The following is a 19,000-nucleotide window of genomic DNA, read 5'->3' as shown; positions in this document are numbered from 1 at the left end:
ACCATATCTAGTAGTTACACAACTGTAACTACGCGGGTGCCATGCGATAGACTCTGTGGTGCGGGTCACGGAAGGTCCGAACTCGCAGGGAGGAGTAGCCATGTGGGAGCGCCGCATCACTCACGTCCGCCGCGATCGTCAGGGGGTCACCACTCACGTCGGCATGCCGGGTGTCTGGAACGAGACCGTCCCGGAGGCGATCAAGGACATCGAGAACCGGCAGAAGAACTACTACGTCGAGTGGCCGGAGCGTCGTACGGAGGTGCGGGTGGTCAACGCCTTCCCGAAGTACTTGCGCACCGACCGTGACAACACGCCGCGCAACAACCTCGACGACCTGCCGACCTTCTAAGGGGGACAGCCATGGCTAGGAGCCAGAGCAAGAGCAGCGGGAAGAACCACCGGAGCGCCGTTACCGGTCGCTTCATCAAGGCCGCAACGGCCAAGCGCCACCCCAAGACCACGGTCTCGGAGCGGCGCGGCTGAGGGGTCGCATCCTCAGGTAGGCGGCTGAACTGGGCCGCCGGGGTCGGGTCACGTGCCAGCGTGGCCCGGCCCCTCCATCATTGCATGGGCGAGTGTGTGGTCTAGACATCTCGTCGCCGTCTCGCCGGTGCTCATTCGCCCCCAGCCAACGAGGCGACGGGCCCATCACTGCCTGCGTACATGCCGAGCGAACCGTCCGCCGGGCGGTCTAATCCGTGCTGGCTGGCTGCACGAGGGTGTCGAGCCTCTGGCTCACGTGAGGGTCCAGCTCGGACCTCGCTGCGGCTGTGAATGCCCGAATCCGGGCGTCGGTCATGTTGCGCGTGCGCTCAAACTGGTCCGACGAGTTGGCTTCCCGGAACGTGTTCATGTCCTTCAACGCGGTCACGGCGGGCTCTGAAACGCTTGAGTCCGAGGCCAAAAGCTGCACCCTGAACAGAGCCCCGGCTGCCGCGTCACGAGCGCTCTCTGCGGACGTGCTGGCCTCGCCCGTGTCCGAGTTCCCCGAACGCCAACGGTGGATCTGGGCTCGCCGGTAGGCACGCAGCGCGCTTCCGAAGTCGCAGTAGGCATCCACACGTTCTTGACGAAGTCGCGCCCGCAAATCCTCGCGGCGCGCTTCCGCAGCTTGCCGGCGCTGGGTATAGAAGCCCAGACCGGCACCCAAGAGCAGCACCACGACTGCGAAGATTCCATTCACCATCGAAAAATCATCCACCTAACTGCTGCGCGACACCTACTGCAGGGGCCAGGTGCGGGCGACAGCGGCTGTAGGACGCCGCTCTGGGGTGTTACAGCGACTCTGGAACCCGTACAGAGAGACGGATGCTATACGCTTGCGGACATGGGAGGAAGGGTCGCGCAGGTGATACCCCAGGTCTGCCTGGAATGGTGTTTGATGCAGCATGGTCCTCACCATCACGACTTCCATCATCACAGCGGGACTTGCGTGAATCCGATACGGTCACCTCATGAGTGGCGATGAGATGAAGAACTATGTGGCGGCGCTCTTTCGAGACTGGGTTCCTCCCGAGCGGTGTGTCAGGGGGATTCGCGCCGTTGTGGAGGCATACAACAGAGGTCGGACGGCGGGCGACGATCTTGGTGCTTCGCGAGGTGAATCAGACCTCAGTGCCCCAGTGGAGGCTGATTGTGGTGATTCGCGGACGAACGCGGGTGGCAAGCCTTGAGCGGGCTCTCGCGTGACGAGATCGAAGCCTGGGCACGAGTCCAGGTCGAGAAGTCACCCTTGTGGAGCGAAGCCAAGTGGCGCCAGGTGCTCGCGAACTACGGCCTGGAGCCATGCCCTGACGACGATCAGACGAAGACCGACGGGCGCCAGAGAGTTGAAGGTGCTGGGCCTCCGACGTGAGTCCGTGAGCTCGAACACATGATCGGTCGACACGCCGTGCTGGGTTGGGTGTTCGTCGGTGGCGGAGGCTAAGCTTCCCCCATGACGTCGCCCGCCCCCGCCTTCCGCTTCATCGATCTCTTCGCCGGCATCGGCGGGTTTCATGCCGCGCTGGCCGCCTACGGCGGCGAGTGCGTGTACGCGGTCGAGAACGACAGGGCTGCCGCGACGGTGTACGAGCGCAACTGGGGGCACGCTGCCTTCGGAGACATCACTGAGGACGCGAACGACTCGGTGATGAAGGTACCGCCCCACGAGGTCCTGGCAGCGGGGTTCCCCTGCCAGCCGTTCTCCAAGAGCGGGGCACAACGGGGGATGGACGAGACCCGAGGCACGCTGTTCTGGAACATCGCCAAGATCATCGAGCGGCACCACCCGAAGGTGGTTCTGCTTGAGAACGTCCGGAACCTGGCTGGGCCACGTCACCTACATGAGTGGCAAGTGATCATCGAGACCTTGGGGGAGGAGGGTTACCGCGTTTCGGAGACGCCGGCCATCTTCTCACCGCATCTCCTCCCGCCCGAGCGAGGAGGGCGTCCGCAGGTCCGTGAACGTGTCTTCATCACCGCGACGTACAACCCCGCGGGAATCGACGACGGGCTTCCCGTCCTCCCTGTGGCGACGTCCGGAGTCACGGTCGACGGCTGGAAGCCTAAGGAGGAGTGGCACCTTGAAGACCTGCTCGATGACTCCCACAACATCCCTGGCTGCGAGCTCACAAAGTCGGAGCGCTTGTGGATCGACGCGTGGGACGACTTCGTACAGATGATGTGGGAGGAGCGCGAGGGGCGGCGACTCCCTGGATTCCCGTTGTGGGCCGACTCGTGGAAAGACTATCGCGAGCCGATTGCCGAAGGTACGCCCGCGTGGAAGGTCTCGCACCTAACGAAGAACTACGCATTCTACGCTGCACACCGAGATGCTATCGACTCGTGGGCGGAGAAGTGGGGCGTCTTCACGGAGGCATTTCCTGCATCCCGACGGAAGTTGGAGTGGCAGGCGCAGGACACTCCACGGCTCTGGGACACCGTTATGCACTTCCGGCCCTCAGGAATCAGAGCGAAGCGCCCAAACTACCTACCCGCGCTGGTAGCGATCACCCAGACTTCAATCATCGGGCCACGCGGCCGTAGAATATCTCCTCGCGAAACCGCCAGGCTGCAGGGATTGCCAGACTGGTTTGATTTTGGCGCACAGCGACATGCTCTGACCTACAAGCAAATGGGCAACGGCGTGAACGTGGGTGCTGTCTGGCACATCCTCCGGGAGCACGTCAAGCGAGACGAGGACGTGTTGAAAAGATCGGCGTCGGGGCGGCGTATTCTTGAGAGTGTCTTGAATGCGCCAGACTCGCCTGATGACATACTGTCTACCATGGCTCGCAAACTCTAGTCGGCTCCCATCTTGCGAACCAGGATATCAAATTGGCTATCCGTGATTTGGCCAGCGTCCTTCATCGCTATTAGATCCCGAATCTCACCCATCACTGAGGCGGTCGGGGGGTTCGCGTCCTGAAATAAGCCCGAAAGTCGGGGGAATCGCGCGGGTGCCAGCAGTTCTTGCGTGTAATCCATGCCAGGGTCATGGTTGCCCGTCTTCGGGTTTGTGGGAATTCGACAGAGCGCGACGCACTCAGGATGTGACTGCGCGTGCTCGGCGATCGCCTTGAACCGGATTACCCATGCGTCTGACCGCTTAACTGCTCTTGCTGCAACTTCCTGGTGCACGGTTGGGTCAACGTAGGTTATTCCAGGTAGGTGCGGCGAGAGGAATACGGTCGGTTCAATAAAGCCTGCGCCAGCGCCACCAAGACCATTCGTTAGGCGGTACTCCGACTTCGAACTTGAGCTCTGATTCTTGACTGACCAAAGGCCGCGTGCTTCATTAAGTAGATCTCGCAGGTCAAAGCCACGCGCTTGGTGCCCACCAGGGACGGAGAGTATTCCGACACGGTAGGCGGTTGCGGCAAGGATCCACTCGACGGCACCGCCACTTATAAACCGTCCGCCAGGGTCAGAAGGATTGACTAGGTTCACATTCAGATCTAGAGCGTTCTCCAACTCCGCTCGCAAGCCACTGTCGCCCGCCAGCGCGTCGCGCAGTTGGTCGAACGACTTGGATCCGCTGCTCAACGACACCATGGTGAGAGCCTAGCGAAGGGAGGCCCTGGACCCCAGGGCTTCGGCTGACGCCCACTGGGTAGGACGCCTTCGTCCGTTGGCGGGTTCAGCTCCGAGCCGCGCGAGTTGTGGTGCCAGTACATGGAAGCCTCAGAGCCGTGGTGCCCGCCCTTGGGCTGACGTTGGGCGGCTGGGAACGCCGTCATCACTGATGCTTCGACTCGGGTGATGGCCGTGCGGACTAAGCGAGCGCCTGCTTGATGTTGGCGGGTTGGCGAGCGCTCCATGGACATGGCGGGTGGGTGCCGGCGCTCCGGGTTCGGTTTGGGAGCGGTACCGGGTGAAGTCGGAGACTCCTCTACCGCGCGATGGTGCACGTCCCAGGCGCAGAGGGCTGCGACCAGTTGGTTTACCCCCGCTGCGGTCCTCCGTCACGCGCTACCATCGCATGACGAAGCGGCTTCGGGAGCGTGGTACATTCATGAGTGAACCGTCTCCGGGGTCCGGTTGTGCTTGTGGGCGCCACGCCGAGGCAGCCGGTCCCGTCGGGCGAGTCGAGGACGCGATCGACGGGAAGGGGCAGCAGCCGGCTTATGACTACCTTCGTCAACTTGAGAGAAGTCGACTACGGCGTCGGCGGGATCGCTATGCAGATATTCTGGTTCGCTTAGAGACGTACGCTTCCTCGGGCAAACTCCATATCCCCAGAGAGCTCAACCATCTTCGCGGGGATATATGGGAGTTTAAGACCGCCGCAGACCGAATCCCCTTCTTTGAGACAGAACACGTCGGCATGGCAAAGAGGGTGGCGATTCGATTGACTCATGGATTCGAGAAGGATAAGGGTAGGACTCCGCAAGGGCGGACGCCGCGAAAACACCTCGACAGGGCTGACTGGATCATGCGAAGCGATATAGGGAGGGATGAAGATGGCTGATTCGGCGATCGACCGACTCGCGGGCACGGACGATGGTGCTCGCTCTCTCGCTCGGGCCTCTCTCAGGAGCCGAGTTCTAGGACTGCTCCACCACGCTCTGGATGAGGCCGGGATTACACAGACGCAGTTGGCCTCCAGGCTCGGCATTAGAAAATCGGCAATACATCGTACGTTGAACGGGAATGGAAACCTTCGCGTAGACACAATTGCCGATCTGCTCGCTGCTCTCGGCTACGAGTTGCATCTGTCGGCTTGTGACATTGGCGAACTCCGCCAGTCTCTTAGAGAAGATCGGGCGCCCAGATGTCATTCTTGGCTTCCTGAGAACCTTCACGAAGGAGTCGGTGAGACCACTGTGTCGCCTCCTCCGTTCACGGCCGTCTACACTGCGCACGTCATGAGCCGGGACGGGATGGTCGATATGCCGGTAGTCCAGCATTCGTCCCACGACCCGAGGCACCAAGACGTGGTCCCGTCGGACGAGATGCTCATCTTTGAGGACGGCGCGGACCCGGAATACTGGAAAGCCCCTCGGCCTGACGCCCCGTCTATCATCCGTAGTGGGAGCGCTACGTTTCGGGAGAGGGTTTCCGGATGAACTCTGGTGACGGCGACAGTGATGTCGTGAAGGATCTTCAGATCATCGAACTTTCGGGTATTCGGCATTCGAACAGGCGTGTGCGGTCGGCGACGGCGACCGTCGAGCTAGAGGGGCATCGGTTCGAGGAGGAGACCCCAGTGCAATTGCGGCTCAGGGCAGTCGCAAAGTTAGTTGAGAGCGACTCCGAAGTTGGCCAAGAAGCCGATTCTACGGAGGATGAAGACAGATTGTTGTTCACGGGTGCTGTCCAGTTCCTAATCGTGCTTGATGATGAGCACTCGGACACGGGTGACGACGAGGTTGTTGGGCTCGTTTGGCCTCATATTCGCGCCGAATTGATCGCGCATGCGCGTAGTCTTGGTGTTTCGCAGTTCAAACTGCCTGCATTTGTCCGCTAGTTCTCTTTGTCGGTGGCGCCCGCCAGCAGATATGGTCAAGGGGGCGCCACCGATTTCGGGTCTAGTGCTGATAACTCGCCAGTCTCGCTGGGGCGGCCAGGAGGCCTGCCTGCCTCAGATCGGCCAAGGCCGTCTTCACGAGTGTGACGGACATGCCCGTTGCGGTAGAGAGTTCCTTGAGCTTGGCTCCTTCCCTGCGCATTGTCAGGATCGCGGCCAGGGTATCGGTAGTTCTCTTGCTGTTCGGGTGGGTGGAGGCGAGGTTGCCCAGTAGTTCGCGGTCGTGATCACTCAAGCCGGGAAGGGGAGTTGCGTGCGCTTCGGCCGCGACGTGGGGTTCGACTACGACGAGTGAAGCCAGAGTGTGTACCGAGGTCAGCACGGACACCGGCGCCAAGGCGACCAGGACGACGCCGATCCAGTGTTGATGCTGCTCATTGAGCTCTAGGCCGTGTGCAGCGTTGCCGGCTACGGACACGATGGAGAAAAGGCCCACCAGGCTGAGGGACAACCTCGCTGACTCTGCCCGAGTTCGCAGGACGAGGGCTGCCGCGGTGTAGACGAGGACGGACAGGTCGATGATGACCGGGACGGCCCAGGTCAGGGCTGGTGGCACGTTCCCCCACACTGCTGCGTCGCGCAGGGCGGCGAAGGACAGTACGAAGGACACCAGGGCGACGGTGAGGGTCAGGGCGACGGTCAGGATGAGGACGGGCCGGGAGTCAGGGTTGATCCGGTTGCTGCTCACTGGCCGGCTCCGGGCATGTGTCCGTTGATCGCGGTGTGGGTGGCGACGACCCAGGTCTCGGTTTCGCTGACGGTCAGCTCGGCCAGGATGCGGGCCAGGGTCTTTGCCTGGTCTGCCTTCGGGGTGTTGTCCAGGATCTGCTGGAAGGCCTTGGTCGCGCGGGGTACGGCCTTGTTGGCTGCCTTCTTGGCCTCCTTGGGGTCGATGGTGCCTTCGTTGAGGCTGGCAAAGGTGATCTCGCGGATCTGGCGGGCCGCGAGGTAGGAGAGCTCGCGGTACGCGGTCTCGACCTCGGTGGTGAAGGTCTGGGTCTGCAGGGGCTGGTGCTCGTTCACAGCGGGTTCCTCTCGGAAAAGGGCGGTCAGGTCGGGTGACCCGACCGGGGTGGGGGTGTGGTCAGGCGGGGATGCCTCGACGGCACAGGGGGCAGTAGGTCTCGCCTCGCGGCTCGCCGTGAGGACAGTCAGGGACAGGAGAAGAGGCACGACGGGGAAGCGTCGGGAGACTTCCCCGTGAGGGGGAGGAGGCCTGCACCGAGTTCCGGATGGGCGAGCGACGACGCCTGCCCATCACGAACCTCAGGCCCTCGACGCGTCGCTTGGTCACGACCTGGCGTGCGGCAGTGGCGGCGTCCTTGAGGGTGCGGGCTGCACCGATCAGAGCCAGGACCGCTTCCTTGATGATGCGGATGTGCGAGGGCACGCAGCGTCCGGCGACGACTCCGCCACGACGCCAGAGGATGAGCCCGTGCTGCTCGAGTTCGGCCAGGCGGGAGCGGGCCCAGCGTTCGGAGTAGCCAGACGCGAGCGCAATCTGGGGCGCGGTGACGAGACCCTCGCCTGAGCCGTAGGGGAGCAGGTCGACCAGGGCGCGCAGCATGGCGCGGGTGCCCTTGTGCTCGCTGCCGGCGAGGTCTCCCCACCCAGCACGAGCGAGACTCGTTAGGACATCGCGGGTCGGTGCGTGCGCAGTAAGGTGTCGCAAGTCGGGGTACCTCCCGGCCATGCCCCCGGACCGCTGCAACGGTCGCGGGGGCGTCCTCGCGCAGCCAACAGTGTTCTAGGCGAGCGCGGCACCCCGCTCGCCGACGTCCTGCGGGCCCAGGCGCAGGACGTCCGCGAGTCCGGGCGCCGCGCCCTCATGGAGGCCGGCGGCAAGAAGGAGGTCGCCATGATGGTCCCGGTGGTGTTCCTCATCCTGCCGATCACTGTCGTCTTCGCCGTCTTCCCCTCGCTGGCCACGTTGCAGATCGGACTGTGACACCGACGAAAGGACGAACATGACCACTCCTCAGACCGACGGGCCCGTACGCGATCGGCCTGCTGCCGATGACCCCGAGCGGGGCGACGTTCCCGGCTGGGTCCTCGTCACGCTGATGACGGCCGGCCTGGTCGTCGCGCTGTGGGCGCTGGCCGGGCCGCTGCTCGAGGACGCGTTCACCCAGGCGATCGAGAGCGTCACGGGTCTGTGAGCCGGCGTCGCCCGACGCCGCGACACGGATCGCTCGACGCGTCGCCCGACGACCGCGGCGCGGAGGAACGGGGATCGGCCGTCGTGGAGTTCGCGCTCGTGTCGGCGCTGCTGGTCGCGCTCTTCCTCGGCGTCGTCCAGGTCGCGCTGGCGCTGCACGTGCGGGCCGTGGTGATCGACGCGGCGGCCGAGGGTGCCCGACTCGCGGCGCGGACCGACCGCGACCTGTCAGCCGGCGCACAGCGCACCCGCGACCTGCTCACCTCGGCGATCGGCGAACGGTACGCGGGCGAGATCGCCGTCGGGCGGACCCGTCGCGACGGGTTGGACCTGATCCGGGTGACGGTCAGCGCTCCGCTGCCAGTGGTAGGGATCCTGGGACCCACCGGCGCGATGACCCTCGACGGTCATGCCGTGGACGAGGCGTCGTGACCGGACCGTCCACGACCACAGGGCCCGCGCGCACGAGGACGGCGGCATCCGGCGAGGAGGGAGCGGCGGTCGTCGAGTTCCTGGGCGTCGGCGTGCTGCTGCTCGTCCCGCTCGTGTACGTGGTGGTGACGTTGGGCCAGCTCCACGCGGCGGGGTTCGCGGTCGAGGGCGCGGCCCGGGACGCCGCGCGGGCCGTGGTGACGGCGGACTCCGCAGCGCAGGGGGCCGTCCATGCCCGCGCCGCGACCGAGGTAGCGCTCGCCGACCAGGGCTTCGTCGTCGACGGCGGCGACCTGCTGGAGCTGGAGTGCTCGGCGAGCCCGTGCCTGACGCCGGGGGCGATGGTCGGGGTCCGGGTGCGCTACGAGGTGCCGCTGCCCCTGGCGCCGGCGGCACTGCAGGACTGGGTGCCGCTGAGCATCCCGGTCGAGGCCGCACACGTGGCACCGGTCGAGGAGCACGTGGCGGTGCGGCCGTGACGACCCGGCAGGAGGAAGGCCGCATCATGCTGCTCACGGCCGGGTTCGTGGCGGTGGGACTGATGCTGGTCGGCATGGTCGCCTCGGCGGCGTCGGTGCACCTGGACCGCAAGCACCTGTTCGACCTGGCGGACTCCCTCGCGGTGGCCGGGGCGGACTCGATGTCGCAGGCGACCTACTACGGCGAGGCCACGGCGCCGGACGCCACCGGCGTGCTGACGCTGACCGACGCGGGAGTGCGGACCGCGGTCGTCGAGCACCTGGCGGCACAGCCGACGTCGTCCGCCCCGGGCCTGCGCGGCGTCCGGGTGACGGAGGCGGTGACGCCGGACGGTCGCAGCGCCCGGGTCAGCCTCGTCGGCAGCTCCCACCCGCCGCTGGTGCGGTGGTTCACCGACGCCTTCGGCGCGGGCATCACCGTCACGGCCACGGCGACCGCACGGGCTGAGTAGGGCGCGCCGCGGCGACGCCGAGTACGCCCCCACGGGCATTGCCCGCCGTGGTGAGTGCGCGGCAGCGGAGCCGTGGGCCGACCGGAGGGTGGAGGCGTCGTGCCGTGCACCGGCGTCCGCTCGTGTTGTCGGACGCCGCCCCTACTCTGCCTGTCATGACCCCTACGGATGCCCTGCGCAATGCCCGTCCGAGGATTCAGGCGGCGGTGGCTCAAGGCTCCTTCCTCGCGTGCCAGGAGGCACAGGCCGCCGGAGCCTCGGAGCATGACGTCGCCGCGATCCTCAAGGCCTACGCCTGGGCGTGGAAGGATCTCGAGGAGTGGCTCGACGAACGTGGCGCGACCGTCTAGCGATGAGCTCGATCGCCGGGTACGTCGAGACGACGGCCGGTGCCAGGGGCGCCTGACCGTCAGGTATGCACCGGGGGAGCGGCCGCCAGCTCGGCGAGCCGGCGCATCATGCGCCGGCTCATCGCGGCGCTGACCAGGCAGAGGGCCTCGGACACGGCCCGGTCGACCGGGCGCTTCGACTCGTACCGCTCGCGCAGGTGCAGCCGGGTGGCCGGCGCCGGCCCGACGGAGACCGACTCGAGGTGGAAAGCCCACGTGAAGTCGTGTCCCTCGGGTGTGCCGTCGGCACCCTGCGAGGTCACCACGAGGTGGCTGCCGGGCACGACCTCGGCCACCCGCAGCGCCAGGTCCGGGTGCAGCCGGAAGGCGTCGCCGACCTGGACGTCTTGCCACTCGGGGTGGATCGTCGTCGCGCCGGTGATCCGGCAGCCGACGAGGTTTTCCAGCGCCTCGAACGAGTAGAAGCCGGCCTTGTCCTGGCCGAGCTGGGCGATCCACGGCCAGACGTCCGGCGGTGGGGCCGCGATGGTGCACGCCCGGTCGGCCTGGACGACGCCGCCTTCCAGCAGCTCGTCGCCGGGAAGCCAGACGCGCGTCTCGGCCTCGGTGGTGCCGAGCCGCCGGTGCGCACCGGTGGCGACCACGCCGGCCGCGGCGGTGAGGCCGGCGACGACGGGCGCCGCCAGAGCGGCCGCCGCAACGCGTCGTCCCGTCCTGGGTGTCGTCGTCCCGTCCGCTGCGTCGCTCACGGTGTCCATTCTTCTCCGATCGCTCGGGGTCGCACGGCGCGGATCAGCACTGCTCGAGCACGCGCGTCATGGCTTCCTTCTCGGGCTGGGTGATCGCCAGCTCGTACTCGGCCTTGATGGCGATCTGCCCGGCGATGTACTGGCAGCGGAACGCTCTGTTCGGCGGCAGCCACTCGGCGGCGTTCGCCGCACCCTTGGCGCGGTTCTCGCTGGGGTCGACCATGAGCAGGTTCGCCGGGTCGTTGGCGAACTCCTCGCGGCGGTCCTCGGTCCAGTCGTGCGCGCCGGAGATCCACGCGTTCTGCAGGGCGACGAGGTGCTCGGCGTCGAGGGACAGCGCCAGGTCGTCGCTGCCGCGCTCGAACGCGCGGTCCGTCTCCCCGGTGTACGGCTCGGTCTCCATCGTGCCGGTCAGGACGGTGCAGCCGTCGTCGTCCACCGTCTCCTCGACGAGGTCGCGGGCGAGCATGTCGTTGCGGGCGTCGCAGCCGTTGCCGTCCGGGTCGGTCCAGTGGTCGAACTCGTCGCGGTCGTAGCCGGTCTGCGGTGCCTTGCCCTTGACGGTGATCCCGTCGAGCTGCGCAGTGACCTGGTCGACGTCCACCGACCCGTCCGGGACGGCGGACGAGTCGTCGCCGGAGTCGCCGGTCGCGAGGTCGCCGTCGCCGAGGACGGCGCCCGCCGCCTCGGAGACCACCTCCCCGAGGCCGAGGTCGAGGTTCAGCCGCTCGTCGAGGTCGGTGGCCACGACGGTGACGACGGCGGCGAGCAGGACGGCGATCAGGCCGGTGAGTGTGCGACGCATCCGCACACCTCACCAGGTCGGACGGCCCGGGCGGCGGCGCCCACGCCGGTGTCTGCGCTGCTGAGACGTACGTCGCTGCGTAGGCTGCCCGCGAGGGGAGGGGGTCGCATGACGCACGAGGACACCGGTGCCACGCCGTCGCGCCGTCGGGACCTGCTGCGGCGACGCGCCGCGGCTGCGCCGCAGTCCGCGCCGGCCGAGGTCCCGCACCTGACCCGGTACGTCGAGGACGGCCGTCCGTCGCCGGCGCCGCCGGGCGCGAGCGTGGCCGACGGCCTGCGGTTCGCCGACTCCGCCGACGACCGCATGACCATGTCCCTCTACCCGCGCCCTACGGAACCCGCCGTCCGGGAGCTGGCCGAGGCGTGGGACCTGCACCCGCTGGTCGTCGAGGACCTGCTGCACGCCCACCAGCGACCCAAGCTGGAGCGCTACGGGGACATCCTGTTCCTCGTCGTGCGGTCGGCCTGGTACGTCGACGCCGAGGAGGACGTGGTCCTGGGGGAGTTCCACGTCCTCGTGCGGCCGGGGGCCGTGGCGGTCCTGTGCCAGGACGGTCGCTGGATCGACGGCACACCGGCCGCGGGCCTCGACGAGGAGGCCGTCCGCGCCGACCGGACGGTGGGCACCCTGCTCGCCGACGAGCACCTGCTCCGGCTCGGGCCGGAGGCGGTCGCCTACCGGTTGTTGGACGCGATCGTCGACGGGTACGCGCCCGTGCTGCAGGGCGTCGGGATCGACAAGGAGCAGATCGAGCGGCAGGTCTTCAGCGGGGACGCCGCCGTGGCCGAACGCATCTACCGCCTCAGCCAGGAGGTCATCGACATGCAGCACGCGACGACGTCGCTGACCGAGGTGCTCGAGTCCCTGCGGGCGGGCTTCGCGAAGTACGCCGTCGCCGCCGAGCTGCAGGCCTACCTCCAGGACGTCTCGGACCACCTCACCCGCGCCGACGCGCGCGTGCGGGAGTACCGCGAGGCGCTCGGGCAGATCCTCGACGTCAACGCGACGCTGGTCGCGCAGCGCCAGAACGAGGACATGAAGAAGATCTCCGGCTGGGCCGCGATCCTCTTCGCCCCGACCCTGGTCGCCGCCGTCTACGGCATGAACTTCGACGTCATGCCCGAGTTGCACTGGGCGTTCGGCTACCCGCTGGCGGTCGGCCTGATGCTGACCTTCTCCGTGGTGCTCTACGTCGTCTTCAAGCGCGGTCGGTGGATGTAGCGGCCGGTCCACTACTGTCGAGCCATGAGCGACGACCGGCTGCCCGTCGACCTGGACCAGATGTTCGACCTCGCCCGCGCCGGCGCGGACCTGCTGCTGGAGTTCGTCGACGACGGCGTACCCGTCGACCTCGCCGACGTCCACGGCAACTCCCTGCTCATGCTCGCTGCCTACCACGGCCACGCCGACCTGGTCCGGGGCCTCGCGCAGCGGGGAGCCGACGTCGACCGGCTCAACGAGCGCGGCCAGTCCCCGCTCGCCGGTGCGGTGTTCAAGGGCGACCCGGCCGTCGTCGACGTCCTGGTCGCGGCGGGCGCCGACGTCGACGCCGGTCAGCCGAGCGCCCGCACGACGGCCCGGATGTTCGAGCGTCCGGTGCCGGGAGAGGCGTGAGCGAAAGGTAGGCTGGTTCCTCGTGGCCACTATCGACTTCCCCGCCGAGATCAAGGGGCTCCGCTCCACCCTCGAGTCCATCGAGTCGGTGAGCGACCCCTCTGCCCTGGAGGCGAAGATCGCCGAGCTCTCCGAGCAGGCGGCCGCTCCCGACCTCTGGGACGACCAGGAGAACGCGCAGCGGGTCACCTCGGCCCTGTCGCACGCCCAGGACGAGCTCGACCGGGTCAAGAAGTTCAGCAGCCGCATCGACGACGTCGAGACGCTCGTCGAGCTCGGCCACGAGATGGACGACGCCGACTCGCTCGCCGAGGCCGAGACCGAGGTCGCCGCGCTGCGCAAGGAGCTCGACTCCCTCGAGGTGCGCACCCTGCTCAGCGGCGAGTACGACGCCCGCGAGGCCGTCGTGACGATCCGCGCCGGCGCCGGCGGCGTCGACGCCGCGGACTTCGCCGAGATGCTCATGCGCATGTACCTGCGCTGGGCCGAGCGGCACGGCTACCCGGCCAAGGTCATGGACACCTCCTACGCCGAGGAGGCCGGTCTGAAGTCGGCCACGTTCGAGGTGAACACCCCGTACGCGTTCGGGCACCTGTCGGTCGAGGCCGGCACCCACCGCCTGGTGCGCATCTCGCCGTTCGACAACCAGGGCCGGCGCCAGACGTCGTTCGCGGCGGTCGAGGTCATCCCGCTGATCGAGCAGACGGACCACATCGAGATCGACGAGAACGAGCTGAAGATCGACGTCTTCCGTTCCTCGGGCCCCGGTGGTCAGTCGGTCAACACCACTGACTCGGCCGTGCGCATGACGCACATCCCGACCGGCACCGTGGTGTCGATGCAGAACGAGAAGTCGCAGATCCAGAACCGTGCCGCCGCGCTGCGCGTCATGCAGTCCCGCCTGCTGCTGATCCGTCAGCAGGAGGAGGCCGCCAAGAAGAAGGAGCTCGCCGGCGACATCAAGGCGAGCTGGGGCGACCAGATGCGCTCCTACGTGCTGCACCCGTACCAGATGGTCAAGGACCTGCGCACCGAGCACGAGTCTGGCAACACCCAGAACGTGTTCGACGGCGCGATCGACGACTTCATCGAGGCCGGCATCCGGTGGCGGCGCAACCAGGCGGACGACTGACCTTCTCCTGAGCCGCCGGGCCGCGCGCGGCGTCGACCTCCGCGGCAGCGACCCGCGAAAAACGGTCAATCCCGGGCGATTGCGGCAAGCAACCGACGCGTCACCACGACACGCCGCGTGTCTGTCTCCCCGCGCCCGTCGCGGCGTGCGAGTCTCGGAGCGGGCGGTCGCCGACGCGTGCGACGACGCCGCCCGGGGGGAGGTACGTCGTGATCCGGTTCGAGAACGTCTCGAAGGTCTATGCGCGGGGGGCGCGCCCTGCGCTGGACGACGTCTCCGTCGACGTCGAACGCGGCGAGTTCGTGTTCCTCGTGGGGGCCTCCGGCTCCGGGAAGTCGACGTTCCTGCGCCTCGTGCTGCGCGAGGAGCGCCCGACCGGCGGGCGCGTCTACGTCGCCGGCCGTGACCTGACGCGCCTCTCGCCGTGGCGGGTGCCCGGCCTGCGCCGCGGCATCGGCATGGTGTTCCAGGACTTCCGGCTGCTGCCGAACAAGACCGTCTACGAGAACGTCGCGTTCGCCCTGCAGGTCATCGGCCGTCCCCGCCACCACATCCGCACCACCGTGCCCGAGGTGCTGGAGTGGGTGGGCCTGGACGGCAAGGAGAAGCGCCGGCCGCACGAGCTGTCCGGTGGGGAGCAGCAGCGCGTCGCCATCGCGCGCGCCTTCGTCAACCGGCCCAAGATCTTGCTCGCCGACGAGCCCACCGGCAACCTCGACCCCACCACCTCGCAGGGCATCATGCGCCTGCTGGACCGCATCAACCGCACCGGCACCACCGTGGTCATGGCGACGCACGACGACGAGATCGTCAACGAGATGCGTCGACGCGTCGTCGAGCTGTCCACCGGGCGCATCGTGCGCGACGAGGTCGAGGCCGCCTACGGCCGTCGCGAGGAGATCCTGCCCCAGGTCGGACCCGTCGCCGTCCTCGACGCCCCCGGTCGCGGGGTGCCCGCCCGCCGCATCTCCGTGCGGCCGGAACCGGGCGACGTCGCGGCCGAGCGCGCTGCCGAGCAGGCGGCCGCCCGGGGCGTCGACCCCCCGCCGGTCGAGGTCGACGAGGACTCCCGCGAGATGTCGGGTGCCATGGCGTCCCGGGCCGAGGAGGCCTGAGCGGTGCGCCTGCAGTTCATCCTCGGCGAGGTCTTCCGCGGACTGCGCCGCAACGCCACGATGGTGGTCTCGGTCGTCCTCGTCACGTTCGTGTCGCTGACCTTCGTCGGGGCCGCGGCGCTGCTCCAGATGCAGATCGACAAGCTCCAGGGCGACTGGTACGACCTGGTCGAGGTGTCGGTCTTCCTCTGCCCGGAGGGGTCGACGGCGTCGACCTGCGCCGGGGGAGAGGCGACCGAGGAGCAGATCAGCACCGTCGAGCGCACGATCAGCACCGAGCTCGACGACGTGGTGTCCACGGTCTACTTCGAGTCGAAGGAAGACGCGTTCGAGGCCTTCTCCGCCCAGTACCCGGACGGCTACCAGGGCACCCAGCTGACCGAGGACGACATGCAGGCGTCCTTCCGTCTCCAGCTCGCCGACCCCGAGCAGTACCAGGTGGTCGACGAGGTCCTCTCGGGGCGGGACGGCGTCGAGGTGGTCGAGGACCAGCGCGCGATCTTCGAACCGCTGTTCCTGGCCCTGAACCGTTCCTCGCTCGTCGCGGTCGGCCTGGCGGTCGTCATGCTCGTGGCCGCCGCCCTGCTCATCATCACGACCATCCGGCTGTCCGCCGTCTCCCGGCAGCGCGAGACCGGCATCATGCGGCTCGTGGGTGCTTCGACGCTGTTCGTCCAGCTGCCCTTCATGCTCGAGGGCGCCCTCGCGGCGCTGCTCGGCGCCGTGCTGGCCGTGATCGGGCTGTGGGCAGCCGTGCAGTACCTCGTGATCGACTGGCTCGCCGAGTCGGTCGACTGGGTCGAGCACGTCACCACGGCCGACGTGCTCACGATCGCCCCGCTGCTGCTGGGGCTGGCCGTGGCGGTCGCCGCCGTGTCCTCCGCCGTGACGCTCCACCGCTACACGAGGGTGTGATCCGCCGTGCCCGACGTCGTCCGCCTGCGCCGCGCCCTCGCCGGGGTGCTCGCGACCCTGCTGCTGATCGGCCCGACCGCGCCGGTCGTCGCCGACGAGCTCGACGACCAGCGGGCGGCCGCCGAGGAGGAGCAGCGCCAGAAGCGGCAGGAGCGGCAGGACCTGCAGCACGAGCTGGAGGACACCAACGCCGAGTTCGCCCAGGCCGTGCTCGACCTCAACGAGGTCGAGGGTCGGCTGCCCGTCGCCCAGGCCGAGCTCGCCGAGGCCCAGGCGGCCCTCGCCGAGGCGCGGCGCAAGGCCGCCGTCCTCGCCGACCGGCTGGCCGACGCCGAGGAGGAGGAGAAGACGGTCTCGGAGCAGATCGTCGCGGGAGAGGGCAAGGCCGAGGAGGCGCGGGGCGACGTCGCGGCCATGGCACGTGAGGCGTACCGGCGCGGCGACGACGTGAGCACCATCGGGCTCGTCACCGGCGCGCAGTCGACCGAGGAGTTCCTCCGCGACGTGTCCGTGACGTCCTCGGCGGCGCGCAGCCGCTCGCGGTCGGTGGCCGAGCTGCAGGAGGCGGAGACCGTCGCCCGCAACCAGCAGGCCCGTCTCGACGCGATCCGCGAGACCATCGCCGACCTCAAGGCGGAGGCCGACGCCAACGTCGTCGCCGCCCAGGAGGCCGAGCAGCAGGCGGCGGAGCGCAAGGCCGAGGTCGAGCGGCTGATCGAGGAGCAGCAGCGGCTCAAGGCGTCGATCGCCTCCCAGCGGGACGAGACGATCGCCGAGCTGGAGGAGAACGAGGACGAGCGCGCCCAGCTCCAGTCCGAGATCAAGGACATCATCGCCCAGCAGGCCGAGCGCGACCGCCGGCTCGAGGAGGAGCGCCAGCGCCGCGAGGAGGAGGAGCGCCAGCGCCGTGAGGCCGAGGCCCGGCGGCAGGCCGAGCGCGAGGCCGAGCGCCGGGCCGAGCAGCGCGCCGAGCAGAACCAGAACTCCGGCGGCGGTGGGGGCGGCTCCAGCTCCGGGGGCGGTGGTGGCTCCGGAGGCGGCGGATCCAGCTCCGGAGGCGGTGGTGGCTCGAGCTCCGGCGGGGGCGGAGGTTCCAGCTCGGGCGGCGGGTCGTCGTCGGGGCCGTTCCTCGGCTGGCCCACGAACTACCGGGTCGTCACCAGCAGCTACGGGATGCGGTACCTGGAGATGTACGGCTACACCCGGCTGCACGCCGGCACCGACATCCGCAGCTACTGCGGCACGCCCATCTACTCCTCGCAGAGCGGGTACGTCGAGCAGGCGTACTACGGCTCCGGCCCGGGCAACAACGTCCTGATCAACCACGGCAGGTACCGCGGTGACAGCGTCATGAGCCGCTACCTGCACCTGTCCCGCGACGTGGTGTCCGTGGGCCAGAAGGTCTCCAAGGGCCAGGTGATCGGGTACTCCGGCAGCACCGGGTCCTCCGGTGCGTGCCACCTGCACTACGAGGTGTGGGTCAACGGCAGCACCGTCGACCCGATGGGCGGCTGGCTCAACTGACGTGGGGCGGGCCGCGTGCCGCCCTGAGCGAAAATGCGCTGGTCCGGCGGCCGGGGGTGCGTATCCTGGACTGTCGCGCTACCCGGGAGGAGGAGACCGTGTCCAACAAGGCCAAGGGCGCCAAGAAGAAGCAGCAGTCCGCGGACCCGCGCCAGCTCGTGGCGAACAACAAGAAGGCCCGTCACGACTACGTGATCGAGGACGTGCTCGAGGCCGGCATCGTCCTGTCCGGGACCGAGGTCAAGGCTCTGCGCATGGGCCGCGCCTCGCTGGCCGAGAGCTACGTCGCCGTCGACCACGACGAGGCCTGGCTGGAGAACGCGCACATCCCCGAGTACTTCCAGGGGACCTGGAACAACCACGCACCGCGGCGACGGCGCAAGCTGCTGCTTCATCGTGAGGAGATCGACCGCCTCGGGGTGAAGTCCCGCGAGAAGGGCAAGACGATCGTCCCGCTGCGCCTGTACTTCCTGGACGGCCGGGCCAAGGTCGAGATCGCCCTGGCGCGCGGCAAGAAGGAGTACGACAAGCGGCAGACGCTGCGCGAGAAGCAGGACATGCGCGAGGCGCAGCGCGCGATGCGGCGCCAGGAGCTGCTCACCTGACCCGACCCCGCCGGGTCGTGCCCGCGCGGTCCGACGACGGCGCGGCGGGCGGAAATATCTGTGCGACGTGCGCTGTTCATCGACTACAGTGAGACACGCTGGCGGCGGCATGCCGTGGCCGGCACGGATCTTGACAAATCCATAGGGGCTGATCGGTTTCGACGGTGGTCGTGATTCCAGGGGAAGCGGGCCGAGGAGGCAGGCTCATCTCGTCAACGCTGCCTGCAAACCCATAGGTGCCGATAACAAGCGCACCGACTTCGCCCTCGCCGCCTGAGCGAGCTCCGAAGTCCGTGAGCCCGGGAGCGCTCTCGACCCGGTAGCTCACGTCATCTAGAGAGCCACTGCTCGTCGCCCTCGTCACCGGGGCGGCGGGGACTCGCAGGTGACTGGGCCCGTCCGCACCTTGTCTGCGTGAGTGCGGGGGCCGAGAAAATCGAAGCAGACTGCGCCCGGAGAAGTCCTGGAACAGCGTCACCGGACCCGGGTTCGATTCCCGGCAGCTCCACTCGTCACGACGAAGGCCCACCTGACATCACGTCAGGTGGGCCTTCGTCGTGCCCGGGGCCGCTCCGGCCGGCGATGCGACACGCGGACTTCGCGCCAGCGGTGGACAGCACGGTCCGGCTTCGCCAAGGTGGTTGGATCCCGGCG

22 protein-coding genes, 1 other RNA gene and 1 pseudogene are annotated in these 19,000 nt (G+C 68.0%); 18 read left to right on the top strand and 6 right to left on the bottom strand.

What is annotated here, in order from left to right; translation table 11 throughout:
- Positions 1–100: 100 nt before the first annotated feature.
- Positions 101–352: a DUF3892 domain-containing protein gene (locus tag V5O49_RS10610; protein ID WP_332902212.1), complete on the top strand. Its 252-nt coding sequence runs from the start codon at positions 101–103 to the stop codon at positions 350–352.
- A 342-nt stretch (positions 353–694) separates the two neighbouring features.
- On the opposite strand, the gene V5O49_RS10605 is transcribed toward V5O49_RS10610, so the two are convergent.
- Positions 695–1,204 carry a hypothetical protein gene (locus tag V5O49_RS10605; protein ID WP_332902211.1) on the bottom strand — a complete coding sequence of 170 codons (510 nt, stop codon included), beginning with the start codon at positions 1,202–1,204 and terminating at the stop codon, positions 695–697.
- Positions 1,205–1,939: 735 nt separating this feature from the next.
- On the opposite strand from V5O49_RS10605, the gene V5O49_RS10600 reads away from it, so the two are divergent.
- On the top strand, positions 1,940–3,289 hold the full coding sequence (locus V5O49_RS10600; protein WP_332902210.1) for a DNA cytosine methyltransferase: 1,350 nt from the start codon (positions 1,940–1,942) through the stop codon (positions 3,287–3,289).
- On the opposite strand, the gene V5O49_RS10595 is transcribed toward V5O49_RS10600, so the two are convergent.
- Positions 3,286–4,038 (bottom strand): hypothetical protein, encoded by a 753-nt coding sequence (locus tag V5O49_RS10595; protein ID WP_332902209.1) that lies wholly within the window; start codon positions 4,036–4,038, stop codon positions 3,286–3,288. The genes V5O49_RS10600 and V5O49_RS10595 overlap by 4 nt on opposite strands.
- Before the next feature lie 902 nt (positions 4,039–4,940).
- Between V5O49_RS10595 and V5O49_RS17015 the strand changes: the two genes are divergently transcribed.
- Both V5O49_RS17015 and V5O49_RS10590 read left to right on the top strand, forming a co-directional pair.
- Positions 4,941–5,552, top strand: coding sequence for a helix-turn-helix domain-containing protein (locus V5O49_RS17015; protein ID WP_405001167.1), 612 nt, complete (start codon positions 4,941–4,943; stop codon positions 5,550–5,552).
- On the top strand, positions 5,549–5,953 hold the full coding sequence (locus tag V5O49_RS10590; protein ID WP_332902208.1) for a hypothetical protein: 405 nt from the start codon (positions 5,549–5,551) through the stop codon (positions 5,951–5,953). The genes V5O49_RS17015 and V5O49_RS10590 overlap by 4 nt, the downstream gene beginning before the upstream one ends.
- Positions 5,954–6,014: 61 nt before the next feature.
- Here V5O49_RS10590 and V5O49_RS10585 read toward each other — a convergent pair whose 3' ends face one another.
- Both V5O49_RS10585 and V5O49_RS10580 read right to left on the bottom strand, forming a co-directional pair.
- On the bottom strand, positions 6,015–6,701 hold the full coding sequence (locus V5O49_RS10585; RefSeq protein WP_332902207.1) for a DUF2637 domain-containing protein: 687 nt from the start codon (positions 6,699–6,701) through the stop codon (positions 6,015–6,017).
- The gene (locus V5O49_RS10580; RefSeq protein WP_332902206.1) at positions 6,698–7,036 is read right to left on the bottom strand and encodes a hypothetical protein; all 339 of its coding nucleotides are present in this window, start codon (positions 7,034–7,036) and stop codon (positions 6,698–6,700) included. The genes V5O49_RS10585 and V5O49_RS10580 overlap by 4 nt, the downstream gene beginning before the upstream one ends.
- Positions 7,037–7,766: 730 nt before the next feature.
- Between V5O49_RS10580 and V5O49_RS10575 the strand changes: the two are divergent.
- The 6 genes and pseudogenes from V5O49_RS10575 to V5O49_RS10550 all read left to right on the top strand — a co-directional run.
- Positions 7,767–7,961: pseudogene (locus tag V5O49_RS10575) on the top strand (type II secretion system F family protein); the annotation flags it as partial.
- 19 nt (positions 7,962–7,980) lie between these two features.
- Entirely contained in the window at positions 7,981–8,172 is a 192-nt protein-coding gene (locus V5O49_RS10570) for a hypothetical protein (RefSeq protein ID WP_278236856.1), read from the top strand.
- Positions 8,173–8,255: 83 nt separating this feature from the next.
- Positions 8,256–8,603: a TadE/TadG family type IV pilus assembly protein gene (locus V5O49_RS10565; RefSeq protein WP_332902205.1), complete on the top strand. Its 348-nt coding sequence runs from the start codon at positions 8,256–8,258 to the stop codon at positions 8,601–8,603.
- Positions 8,600–9,082: a pilus assembly protein gene (locus V5O49_RS10560; RefSeq protein WP_332902204.1), complete on the top strand. Its 483-nt coding sequence runs from the start codon at positions 8,600–8,602 to the stop codon at positions 9,080–9,082. The genes V5O49_RS10565 and V5O49_RS10560 overlap by 4 nt, the downstream gene beginning before the upstream one ends.
- Positions 9,079–9,534, top strand: a complete 456-nt coding sequence (locus tag V5O49_RS10555) for a hypothetical protein (RefSeq protein WP_332902203.1) — start codon at positions 9,079–9,081, stop codon at positions 9,532–9,534. The genes V5O49_RS10560 and V5O49_RS10555 overlap by 4 nt, the downstream gene beginning before the upstream one ends.
- Before the next feature lie 155 nt (positions 9,535–9,689).
- Positions 9,690–9,884, top strand: coding sequence for a hypothetical protein (locus tag V5O49_RS10550; protein WP_332902202.1), 195 nt, complete (start codon positions 9,690–9,692; stop codon positions 9,882–9,884).
- 59 nt (positions 9,885–9,943) lie between these two features.
- Here V5O49_RS10550 and V5O49_RS10545 read toward each other — a convergent pair whose 3' ends face one another.
- Both V5O49_RS10545 and V5O49_RS10540 read right to left on the bottom strand, forming a co-directional pair.
- A complete protein-coding gene (locus V5O49_RS10545) occupies positions 9,944–10,633 on the bottom strand; it encodes an SRPBCC family protein (protein ID WP_332902201.1) in 690 nt (229 codons plus the stop codon).
- Positions 10,634–10,676: 43 nt separating this feature from the next.
- Entirely contained in the window at positions 10,677–11,438 is a 762-nt protein-coding gene (locus V5O49_RS10540; protein ID WP_332902200.1) for an HNH endonuclease family protein, read from the bottom strand.
- A 108-nt stretch (positions 11,439–11,546) separates the two neighbouring features.
- On the opposite strand from V5O49_RS10540, the gene V5O49_RS10535 reads away from it, so the two are divergent.
- The 8 genes from V5O49_RS10535 (at position 11,547) to ssrA (ending at position 18,857) form a co-directional block, all read left to right on the top strand.
- Positions 11,547–12,662, top strand: coding sequence for a magnesium and cobalt transport protein CorA (locus V5O49_RS10535; protein WP_332902199.1), 1,116 nt, complete (start codon positions 11,547–11,549; stop codon positions 12,660–12,662).
- 24 nt (positions 12,663–12,686) lie between these two features.
- The gene (locus tag V5O49_RS10530; protein WP_278236866.1) at positions 12,687–13,055 is read left to right on the top strand and encodes an ankyrin repeat domain-containing protein; all 369 of its coding nucleotides are present in this window, start codon (positions 12,687–12,689) and stop codon (positions 13,053–13,055) included.
- A 22-nt stretch (positions 13,056–13,077) separates the two neighbouring features.
- On the top strand, positions 13,078–14,187 hold the full coding sequence (gene prfB / locus V5O49_RS10525) for a peptide chain release factor 2 (protein ID WP_278236867.1): 1,110 nt from the start codon (positions 13,078–13,080) through the stop codon (positions 14,185–14,187).
- Positions 14,188–14,396: 209 nt separating this feature from the next.
- A complete protein-coding gene (gene ftsE / locus V5O49_RS10520; RefSeq protein WP_278236868.1) occupies positions 14,397–15,302 on the top strand; it encodes a cell division ATP-binding protein FtsE in 906 nt (301 codons plus the stop codon).
- Positions 15,303–15,305: 3 nt separating this feature from the next.
- Complete coding sequence (gene ftsX, locus V5O49_RS10515; protein ID WP_332902198.1) at positions 15,306–16,217, top strand: permease-like cell division protein FtsX; 912 nt, start codon at positions 15,306–15,308, stop codon at positions 16,215–16,217.
- Positions 16,218–16,223: 6 nt separating this feature from the next.
- On the top strand, positions 16,224–17,741 hold the full coding sequence (locus tag V5O49_RS10510; protein WP_332902197.1) for a peptidoglycan DD-metalloendopeptidase family protein: 1,518 nt from the start codon (positions 16,224–16,226) through the stop codon (positions 17,739–17,741).
- 98 nt (positions 17,742–17,839) lie between these two features.
- A complete protein-coding gene (gene smpB / locus V5O49_RS10505; protein ID WP_278236871.1) occupies positions 17,840–18,346 on the top strand; it encodes an SsrA-binding protein SmpB in 507 nt (168 codons plus the stop codon).
- Positions 18,347–18,490: 144 nt separating this feature from the next.
- Positions 18,491–18,857, top strand: a transfer-messenger RNA (tmRNA) gene (gene ssrA, locus V5O49_RS10500).
- Positions 18,858–19,000 lie beyond the last annotated feature (143 nt).

Origin of the sequence: Isoptericola haloaureus (assembly GCF_036689775.1) — a bacterium.
GTDB lineage: Bacteria > Actinomycetota > Actinomycetes > Actinomycetales > Cellulomonadaceae > Isoptericola > Isoptericola haloaureus.
The sequence above is the reverse complement of the archived record's forward strand: the minus strand, read 5'-3'. Positions and strand labels throughout refer to the sequence as shown.